At 43.1% G+C, this 10,012-nt stretch carries 7 protein-coding genes; all 7 read left to right on the forward strand.

What is annotated here, in order from left to right:
- Window positions 1-381 precede the first annotated feature (381 nt).
- The 7 genes from C2M17_RS12485 to C2M17_RS12520 all read left to right on the forward strand — a co-directional run bounded on the left by C2M17_RS12485 (window position 382) and on the right by C2M17_RS12520 (window position 9,869).
- Window positions 382-1,191 carry an ion transporter gene (locus tag C2M17_RS12485; RefSeq protein ID WP_105201081.1) on the forward strand — a complete coding sequence of 270 codons (810 nt, stop codon included), beginning with the start codon at window positions 382-384 and terminating at the stop codon, window positions 1,189-1,191.
- Between the two features lie 431 nt (window positions 1,192-1,622).
- The gene (locus C2M17_RS12490; RefSeq protein ID WP_105201082.1) at window positions 1,623-5,183 is read left to right on the forward strand and encodes an ATP-binding protein; all 3,561 of its coding nucleotides are present in this window, start codon (window positions 1,623-1,625) and stop codon (window positions 5,181-5,183) included.
- Complete coding sequence (locus tag C2M17_RS12495) at window positions 5,180-5,800, forward strand: response regulator transcription factor (protein ID WP_105201083.1); 621 nt, start codon at window positions 5,180-5,182, stop codon at window positions 5,798-5,800. Before C2M17_RS12490 ends, C2M17_RS12495 begins: the two co-directional genes overlap by 4 nt.
- Window positions 5,801-6,164: 364 nt before the next feature.
- Window positions 6,165-6,722, forward strand: a complete 558-nt coding sequence (locus C2M17_RS12500) for a hypothetical protein (RefSeq protein WP_105201084.1) — start codon at window positions 6,165-6,167, stop codon at window positions 6,720-6,722.
- A gap of 11 nt (window positions 6,723-6,733) precedes the next feature.
- On the forward strand, window positions 6,734-7,954 hold the full coding sequence (locus tag C2M17_RS12505; protein WP_105201085.1) for a S8 family peptidase: 1,221 nt from the start codon (window positions 6,734-6,736) through the stop codon (window positions 7,952-7,954).
- A gap of 737 nt (window positions 7,955-8,691) precedes the next feature.
- Window positions 8,692-9,411, forward strand: a complete 720-nt coding sequence (locus C2M17_RS12515) for a hypothetical protein (RefSeq protein WP_105201087.1) — start codon at window positions 8,692-8,694, stop codon at window positions 9,409-9,411.
- A gap of 35 nt (window positions 9,412-9,446) precedes the next feature.
- Window positions 9,447-9,869: a hypothetical protein gene (locus C2M17_RS12520; RefSeq protein WP_105201088.1), complete on the forward strand. Its 423-nt coding sequence runs from the start codon at window positions 9,447-9,449 to the stop codon at window positions 9,867-9,869.
- Window positions 9,870-10,012 lie beyond the last annotated feature (143 nt).

A 10,012-nucleotide genomic window follows, 5' to 3' on the forward strand; every position in this document is an offset into this window, starting at 1 on the left:
CCGAGTATATCTACAAAATAAATAAAGCCAATGGTTATTTTTGCTGTTTTATTTAAGGGGGTTTATTGGCTTTTTTGCAATATAAATATTGATTCCAAGGTGGGGAAATAAAATTGATATCGCTCCCTTTTTCATGGAAACCAGTCAAGAACGTAAGGCGACAATGGAGAACGTCATATAGATGCCTTTGGCACTCGTGGCCGGCGCAATTCGCGCTCCCTGCAAGGGATTAGGCTGATAGACCTAATGTGCTTAAGGCCCCTCATATACACCTGGTGTAATCATCTGCTCCAACTACAAATTTAACGATACGCTTTTTGTTTTCCAATGATAGAATCGCGCTCACTGCGTCTATTTTTGGTTTATTAAATTTAGCTAATCATGTACGAAAACATAAGATACTCGTTAAACAACCTGAAGAACAACAAGCTGTTTGAGCTGGCCGTGGTGTCGGTGATCATTATTTCCGCCTTAGAGATAGGAGCAAAAACCTTTTCTTTGCCGGATGGAGCCATGTCCTTCACCAACATATTGGACGTGTTTATCACCGTCTTCTTTTTGTTCGAAATATCGATCCGTTTTATCACAGATGAAGACAAGAAGAACTTCTTTAAAAAAGGCTGGAATATATTCGATACCCTGGTTGTTGCCGTCAGCCTGATCCCCATCAATGACAGTGAAATGGCCCTGTTGGCGCGCCTGGTCAGGGTGTTCCGGGTATTGCGTATGGTCTCTGTGGTGCCGGAGCTTCGCGTGTTGATCAACTCCCTGATCAAGGCTCTGCCGCAGTTGGGCTATGTGATCCTGTTGATGTTTATCATCTTCTATATCTACGCCGCATTCGGCAGTTTTATCTTTAAAGACATTAACCCGGATTTATGGGGTGACATCGCCATTTCCATGCTGACTTTATTCCGCATCATGACCTTCGAAGACTGGACCGATATTCAATACGAAACCATGGAAGTCTACCCCATGTCGTGGATTTTCTACCTGACGTTTATCTTCTTCACCGCATTTGCCTTTTTAAACATGGTGATAGGCATAGTGGTCAATGTGATGGAAGACGAACACGCCAAGGTGCGCCAGGAAAAGGAAGCGGCGGACAATACCCCAACCATAGAAGACCTGCACAAGGAAATACAAGAGCTGAAACAGCTGATTAAGGAGCAGGGCAAGGGGCAAGGGTAAACGCCTTTATCTCGGTGGGTATGTCATATCCACCAATTTAAGTTACCACTGAGCCATCGGGTTTTACACTCATCAATAGTTTGACCTGATGGCTGATTTGTCGCCTTATTTTAACAAGGCAACTGTACATAACTTCATTTATGCACTTGTCTGAGCAGTTTAATCTGCGTTCAAATTTGGTCTAGTAAAACTCCTCTCCAGCTGATTTTCACCCAATAAAAAACTGAGCTTGTTGGCATTGTTTTGATTCATTTGTGAGCCGGAAATCAAACCTAAATGCGTAACGCTAAGCACAGACTCTCCTTTCCCATTACTTGGCTCGCGCCAGGTTTTGTGTTGTTATTCTTATTAATCCCTGTCGCTATCAGCTTGTATGTTTGGTGGTGGCAGTGGAACCGTTGCTCTTAATTATTATTTACTAAGCTAGTCCTATGACGAAAACCATCGAGCAGTACCGAGAACTGGTGTTTGGGAGAGTTCCTCTCAATATCTTTAGGCCAAATATATTGTTGGTTGTTTTTGTGCTCGGTTCTTGCCTGGGGTTTGCCTCTAATGCCAACGCAACCTTAACTTTAAAAGCCGACCGTCAACACCACGTCAATGCGACCTCCTTCAATGTGGAAGATGGCCTATCCGCCAACTCGCTACAAGATATGGAGTTTGATCAATTTTCCAGGCTTTGGATAGCAACGCAAGACGGCGTAAATATGCTTGATGCCAATCAAGTTATCGCCTTTGGTCCGACGCACGTGGAGCGAGGGCTAAAGGGCAGTTACATTCATGAGCTCTTATTCGATATCAAGAGTGGTTTGTGGGTGTTGTCAAACCATGGGATCGAACGTTTGGATACGGTGGATTTTTCAGCCGTTGATGTAAGTCCACAGCTTCCGCCGGCGCAAACGTTGAGAAGCCTAATTCAATGGGATAACCAGCACATAGCAGTGCTCGCGGATAACCAACTGGTTTTGATTGATACAACACGCTTCAGTGTTGTTAAGGCTCCCGATTCACTTGGCCCAGTGAACAACCAAAGAGAAATCAATGGTCGCCTCTTAATACAAACAGAGAATCAGTTTAGCTGGGTTGAGCCGGAGACCTTTGCATTAACACCCGCTTATCCTGTCCCGGATAAGCGCAGGGTAATTAGTTATACGCTCGATAGTAATAATCTTCTCTGGGTTGTGTCATTGGGAGGCAATATTTACAGGTGCGACAAGCTTCAATGTGAATCGGTGAAACTGGTCACTAAGGAAGGGGAGGTCGCATCCGCAGGTCGAGTTGTCGAGGATAATGGCAAATTATTTATAGTCAGCAGCGAGGGTTTATTCGTTGTAAACGCACAACTTAACAATGTAAGCCTATTAACGACAGACAATCAGAAAAACCTGTTTACCAAGCGTCTTCACTATCATCGTTTGTTGATCGGCGACAATGGTGATTTACTTATAGGTTCTATGGATGGGCTTTACCTTTTGCCTTCAAGTTATGAGGCCATTTCAAGCTATGCTGATTTTGAGACTAGGTTTGGCGAAGAGCCCTTGTCGGCCGCCGTGACTCAAGAAGATGAACAACAACGTCTGGTGTTAGCTGGGTCTTCCACGCTACTTTATTTTAAAGAAGAGCGGGGGGAGCTTACCCTACTCGAACGGCGCAATTACCCCGAGGGTTTTGAACCCGTCCATTTTATCCATACTGCTAACAGGGTCTTTTTAAACTCTTATCGTTCCGGGAGCTTATACCACTCAAACGGTCAATGGCTTGGCTTGGGGTCGCTAATGCCAGAGCTAGAGGGAGAAAAAACGCCTTTATCGGATGTATACGAACTGGCCTCAGGCGACCTGGTGCTTCTGTATCTCGATGAGCTGGTTTTTATGAGGAAACGGGCTGAACAGTATTTCATTCAATGGCGAACTCCACTTGCAGCAGAGCTTGCTTATAGTGTTAGTGTAAAGGACGACACACTCTTTGTCGCGACGTTCAACGATGGGTTACTGATAGCTAATTGGGATGATGAACAGGCACCTGAAGGTTGGCAGACCATAGCCAGTGAGAAAATGTTAACTGGCATAGAGCAGATTGATAATGCCCTTGTACTGCTGACTTTGGGTCAGGGTTTATCTCGTATCGAGCCAACTAAGGATGGTTTTCAAGAAGTGGAAATTGAAGACAATCATTTACTGATTAATAAAGTGACACTGTGTATGGCGCCTTATATGCAAGAGGGCTGGATAGTTTCGACTAATAATGGCGTGGCGATATTTGATAACAGCCTTTCTCTACAAGACTATTTAATCATGGATGACGGCTTGAGCCACCGCGAAAGCTTTCAATTTGCTTGCACAAAGATAAACAACAGCACTGTGAATGTTGGCTTTAATGGGGTGACGGTATTTCACGATAAGCTGGCACTCAGGCCAGGGCCGCACTTGAGTTGGGTGAGTTCAAAGGTCGATGGCAAACCATTCACTATCTATGGCGAAGAGCAGCAATTTACCGCGCCCGATATGTTGGCATTTAAAACAGCATTGAGTTTTATGTCTCTCAATGACAATACCGTCATCGAGTATTCGTTAAACACCCAAGAGGGTGAGTGGACCAGGCAAGAGGAAACCTTGGTTACTTTACCTTCCTTGTCATCAGGTACTTACCAACTATTTGTTCGTGCTCGCTTAGAAAACGGCATGCTCAGTAACACTCTTAAGTTTCAATTTAAAGTTAAGCCGCCAGTGTGGCTGCAACCGCCTGCAATAATAATCTATACCTTGATTTTCACGGCATTTGTAATTTGGGTGTATAGCCTGGTCATGCGCAGTAAATTGGAGCGACTAAAGTATCTGGAGAAGCAAAAAGCCTTACAAGACGCTTACACCAAAGAGCTGCAATATCAAATAAAGCAAACAACCGAAGAATTAGAACAGAAGCAGCGGCTGCGAATAAAGGAACAACAGGATAAGGCGCGCTTCATTACGGGCGCTAGTCATGATATTAAAAATTTAGTGAGTTTATTGAAGCTCAATGTTTTCAGGGGCTCACCGACGGGGGCGAGTGCGACGCACAGTAGTGCCCATCTGGGTAGTGTTGTAGATAGCTTGGACCAGCTTACGGAAAATATTGCGCAGCTTTCAAAGCTTGATGCGGGGATCATCGAGCCCGTAAAAGCACAAGTTGCCTTGGACCCCATTTTAAAATCCGTTGAGAATATGTTTTCACCCCTGTGTAAATCCAGAAACTTGTCCTTTAAAGTCAGCGCACCTAAGGGTCAATTTATTCAAACAGACGGTCATTTACTGCTCAGACTCATAAATAACCTGGTGGACAATGCCATTAAAAACACACCAGAGAATGGAGAGGTAGGTATAGTTGCTGAATGTTCGGGTGATAGTTGTCATATTCTCGTTAAAGACAATGGTCCAGGCTTACCCGAAGGCATCTGTCTCGATAACATAGCGCCATTTTCCAGAGGAACTCATTCATATACCGGCAGTGGGCTGGGGCTCTCGGTGGTCAGTAAGATTGCCGAGCTGTTAAACATTCCCTTGAGCTATAGCAACGCTAACCCCCATGGCGCCATTTTTGAAATAGTGCTTAAAACAGCCAAACCGGCAGATATTTCAGACCAGACACAGCAATCGGCACCGATAAAGCTGGCACTCGTTGAGGATGACCCGCAACAATTAAATTGGCTTGCAAACACCTTAAGAGCGATGAATTATGAGGTTCATTGCTTTACATGTGCTGACGAGTTACTCGCAACTGATGGCACACAGTTTTGGGCGATCATCTCAGATGTTGATTTAGCGCAACCAAAAGATGGTATAGATTATCTCGAAGAATATCGGCAAAAGCTGGCAGAGCATGGTGTGCTTGTGTATGTTTCCGGTAACCTTCAAGCTAAAGCAAGGTTGAGCAAAAACAGTGGCGTTTTCTTTATGAAAAAACCCATAAAGTGTAAAAAGCTAGAACAACTTTTAATCAGAGGTTTAAAGCAATGAGTCGTTTTCAGGTTGTAATTGCAGATGACCACCCCCTTTTTGTTTTCGCGCTAGAGCAAAAAATAAAAGCGATATGGTCAAATGTTGTTATTCACAGCGCTAATAGTTATCAGCAACTATTTCGTCTCTTAAGTGAAAAAGAAGAAGACCTTGATTTAGCTATCGTAGACTTATCAATGCCCGGGTGTGTTGGTGTAGAGGGAGCTAAGTATATAACGGAGCACTACCCCGCATTGCCTCTAATTATCATCAGTGCGCACGATGACTTTCAGAGCATGAATGAGTGCCTAAAAGCAGGTGCCTCCGAGTTTGTATCAAAAACAGAAATAGACACAGATATCGTAAAATTGATTGCCAAATATTTGGCAGAGGACCAAGCCGATATAGAGAAAATACTAGCGTCGCATTCCGCGCCTGCTAGTTTAGCCATTTTCACTCGACAACAGCAAAAAGTGATGGCTTTGATTGCCTCGGGTCTTAGTAACAAAGCGATCGCCAATCAGCTCAATATTTCCGAAAAAACAGTTCGTTCACATGCTTATACAATATTTAAGTTGCTGGAAGTGGAGAACCGCACTCAAGCCACTGTCAAATATCAGCAGCTCATTAATCAATAACCTCCTCTGAATGTACATACTGTCTTCCGCCTTCATATTTAGTGCGGCTGCTCCGCTATGCACCTCCTTGTAATTTACAAATAATTTATAAAATTCAACTAATTACTTCTTTTATTGCACTTATTTGAGTCAAATGACTTAAGTCCCGAGACGCAGAAGATTGGGTTATATGTTCAATACTTTAATTTTTTGTAAACCCGTACACTGATCCCACACAGTAAGGGTTTGGGGCCCTAACTAAATGATTAAGCTCCTTATTTTTACTGAGGTCGCATGAGCTTTGGCATCAAACAATAAACAGATGTTGAAGTTATAAAACTCATGCATAGAGAATCATAAAATAAGATCCAAATAGGGGGACTCGATGGTCCAAAAAAATCTAAAGGTAATCACAATGGCTCTGTTGGCCGGTACATTGTCAACGGGTTGTAGTCTGGTCGGTGAGCATAAAATGACAGGTGGCGGCACCATGGCTTCGGCTGGCGGTGACAAAAATGCAGTATTCACTTTCAATGTTGAAAGCTGTGGTGAAGAAGCGTCAGGTCGTGTGAACTATCAAGACCATTCAGCCATTGATTTCGAACATATGGGTGGGGTGAGCTTTAACGCAAAAGTTGATGATTTTGGTTATTGCACACTGGATCTTGGTGCAGGCGATCCCGAGGCGGCAGAGTGTAATTGTGAAAACCAATATGAAGCGCAATTTACTTATGATTCAAAGAATCCACAAGCACCGGGTGAAGGAACCGGTTTTGCATGCTTCATCGACACGGGTACTGGTAAAGGAAACTTCCACGGTATTGTTACGGCAATGAAATTGGATAATGGCCCTTATGAAGGCTACTTAAATCACGGCACTATGAATGGCAACATTCAAACGCATAGTTGCCCAGATAAAAACAAAGAAACAGAGTCAGAATAAGGAGCATCAAGATGAAAAATAAAAGTTTAATTGCTGTATTAGTCGCTACTGCTTTTTCGGCCAATGCTGAACTTATTAATGATTCACAAGCAGCGCAGCAAAAAGATATTCGCGTTGTATTTGAATACCACAATGGCTCCAAAGCAGAGCTCATTTCTGCTATCGAGCGCGCGGGTGGTTCTGTAGTACGCCTATTGGACAGTGACAACTCATTCGCGGCTACTATCAATGCAGATGTATACGCACAAATCAAAGACAACAAAGCCCTTAAATCTGCGGAAGTTGACGCTAAGCGTTTTGCAATACCGCAAATGGAAATTGACGCTGAACCAGCAAACTTTGAAGATTATGTGCCTTATGGCTTGCCAATGGTTCAGGCTGATCAGTTGAAGTATATGGGCGGCATAAAGGTCTGTATCGTCGACACGGGTTATGACTTAGGCCATGGCGACCTTCCATCATCTACTGTTGACGGTGACAGCGAGGGAGCAGGTCCTTGGTATCAAGACGGCCATGGGCATGGCACACATGTTGCCGGTACTATCGCAGCATTAGACGGTACCGGGGCAAATTCTCTAACGGGTGTTATTGGTTCAGGAATGCCAGAATTGCACATCGCCCGTGTATTTAATGACGACGGTAATTTTGTGTATGCGTCAGACTTAGCGGGTGCGGTAAATGATTGTGCCGATGCGGGTTCAAAGGTGGTAAACATGAGTCTCGGAGGTGCCTTTTCGACCAAGGTGGAAGAACGCGCATACTCCCGTTTGGAAAAGCAAGGCGTATTGTTGATAGCCGCCGCAGGTAACGATGGTAATGCTACGCATAGCTACCCAGCATCCTATGACGGTGTAGTGTCAGTTGCAGCGGTTGATTCTCAAATGGAGCATGCGGAGTTTTCACAGCGTACTTCTCAAGTTGAATTGGCTGCGCCGGGTGTAGATGTTGTCTCTACGGTTGCTAGAAATCTTATTCCGGGCAACACGCAGGATTTATATGCTTACATGAGTGGAACCTCAATGGCGAGCCCGCACGTTGCTGGTGTAGCAGCCTTGGTGTGGAGCTACTTCCCACAGTGTAACAACTATGAGATTCGCAGCGCCTTAACTGCTTCAGCGAAAGACCTAGGTGATGAGGGCTACGACTATAAATATGGTCACGGCCTCGTTCAGGCGAAAGCGGCATACGACTATCTAACTGAAAACAGTTGTGATGGCCTAGGTGTCAAGTAAAAGGGAATCCTGCACCTGTGCATTCACGGGGCGATGGTTATTAGACTGATGGGCAAATAGGTGGATGCGCAGCTTCTTACAGGGAAGTAGGATTTATCAGCTAGGTCAATTCTGGTTCCCAACCTCATTCAAGCTCCTTATTTAAGGAGCTTTTTTATTGCCCAAATTCCACGCAATAAAAAACCCCGTGCTTGTCAGCACAGGGTTTCTTTATTGGTGGGCTGGGGTCATCTTAACTTGTTTGGTAACTTAATAATAAATATAAATTAATTTGGTATGTTTAAACTTTTGTACTTCTTTTGGTACTACTTGATGTACTAACAATGTTCGTCAGTTTGCAAACTCACCGATAAGAGTCACCATTTTTATGTTTGTAAAAATATTTCACTCAAAAACAAAACATTTCAAAACATCTTGTAGTTAACTTTTCTGCAGTTAGGCGTTAAATTTGGTGGTATTTATAAAATACACTGAGACTTGATATATGCTGCAGCAAGAAGACAATAAATATAACACTAGTATCCTTCAATATAAGAATGGTGAATGGGCGGAGGTATCCATAGAAGAGCTAGTGGTTTCTGACATTAATTCCCCATCCATGAGACTAACGATAGATAAAGACTGGGATAAAAGGCCTGCTGAGGAAAGTATTTTTGCGAGGGCCTTGGCGAAGACCAAATCTCTCTTTGAAAAATGAATAGTATTTTTCAAGTTAAAATTTTATAAGGATATTGTCTATGAAATCATCTGCCAAGTATGGCTTAGTCATTATTGCTGTAATTGTATTTTTAGTTATGTTAGTTCCATTGGCTCTTTGGTCCAAAGGACTTGGGCTGGGTTTTGATGGGAGCTCAGAAACATGGGCACATTTTGGTAGTTTCTTCGGCGGAGTAGTTGGTCCTGTTTTGACAAGTGTTTCCATACTGGGTCTCGTAATGACTGTGTATTTGCAAGCACAAAATAACACTCACCAAGCACAAGCAAATGAGCAAGCTGAGGCCAGTCGTTTGAAAAGTTTAGGACTGGAAATGGAGTTGGAAAAAAGGCGAGAGCAAAGATTCAAGCAGGAAGCTGTAGAACGAGACAGGCAAAATTTCATGTTACTGATAACTCCAAGGATTAATGAAATTGTTGCTTTGACACCCCAGCTGATACAAATAAGGTCGTTTGACGACTTAGATATATGCTGTACCTGGAACATAGAAGTTCGACTGTTAATATCAAGTTTACCGCAATCTACTAGTAGTTTTTCCCACACCCAAAAACATATCCTTGCCACTGGTTTAGCGATGATAGACCTTCAGCGAGGCAAAATACTTAAGGCCATAGCTAGCCTACACTTTGAAAGTGAAATCGAGGAAGATACGGCCGAAACTTTGAGCAAGCAGGTGAGCGAACTGCAAAAGATGATTGCGAGCGCCTTAGAGCAAGTTTCTGAGGGATTGGAATCAATGTAATTGAGCTACCAATATATAGAGATGATTATTCCAAAATGACTGAAATAAAAAAGAAAAAAAGAGTCGATGGTCAGATGACAGGGCTAGCAGGAGAGTTTTTTGTTGCTGGCGAACTATTAAAAAGAAATTTTCAAACCTCGATTACATTTGGCAATGCTAAATCAATAGACATATTTGCTCATAGTGAAGAGTCGGGACAGACGTATGCCGTTCAGGTTAAATCTCTTAGAACAAAGAACTATTTTCCAATACGGCGATCCGCTATAGGCGAAAATATCGTTTATGTCTTCGTTATCTTGAATAAGCCTGATAAAGAGGTGGACTATTTTATTGTTCTAGGATCAACACTATCTAGTGCAACTGGTGACTTGGCAAAGTACCTTGATGATCCTAAGTTTCCAGGAATTAACTGGCGTTCGCTGGAACCATACCGAAATAATTGGCAAGTATTTGTATGAGCCGAATTACACTAGCCCGAATACTTAGATTTCAAGCCGCTGAACAGTTTATTTGTGTGATTCACTGAGATCGTTTCAATCTGGCGATCTCTAAATCTCTTTTGTAATTAGCATCTTGAACACGCTCTTTCGATAGGTCATAT

Origin of the sequence: Pseudoalteromonas sp. T1lg10 (assembly GCF_002964545.1) — a bacterium.
In the GTDB taxonomy this organism is placed as follows: Bacteria; Pseudomonadota; Gammaproteobacteria; order Enterobacterales; family Alteromonadaceae; genus Pseudoalteromonas.

Bases quoted from the DNA above. Each gene is read 5' to 3' on its own strand.
- C2M17_RS12520 (WP_105201088.1), top strand. From the start codon at position 9,447: ATGACTGAAATAAAAAAGAAAAAAAGAGTCGATGGTCAGATGACAGGG.
- C2M17_RS12500 (WP_105201084.1), top strand. From the start codon at position 6,165: ATGGTCCAAAAAAATCTAAAGGTAATCACAATGGCTCTGTTGGCCGGT.
- C2M17_RS12490 (WP_105201082.1), top strand. From the start codon at position 1,623: ATGACGAAAACCATCGAGCAGTACCGAGAACTGGTGTTTGGGAGAGTT.
- C2M17_RS12505 (WP_105201085.1), top strand. From the start codon at position 6,734: ATGAAAAATAAAAGTTTAATTGCTGTATTAGTCGCTACTGCTTTTTCG.
- C2M17_RS12485 (WP_105201081.1), top strand. From the start codon at position 382: ATGTACGAAAACATAAGATACTCGTTAAACAACCTGAAGAACAACAAG.
- C2M17_RS12515 (WP_105201087.1), top strand. From the start codon at position 8,692: ATGAAATCATCTGCCAAGTATGGCTTAGTCATTATTGCTGTAATTGTA.
- C2M17_RS12495 (WP_105201083.1), top strand. From the start codon at position 5,180: ATGAGTCGTTTTCAGGTTGTAATTGCAGATGACCACCCCCTTTTTGTT.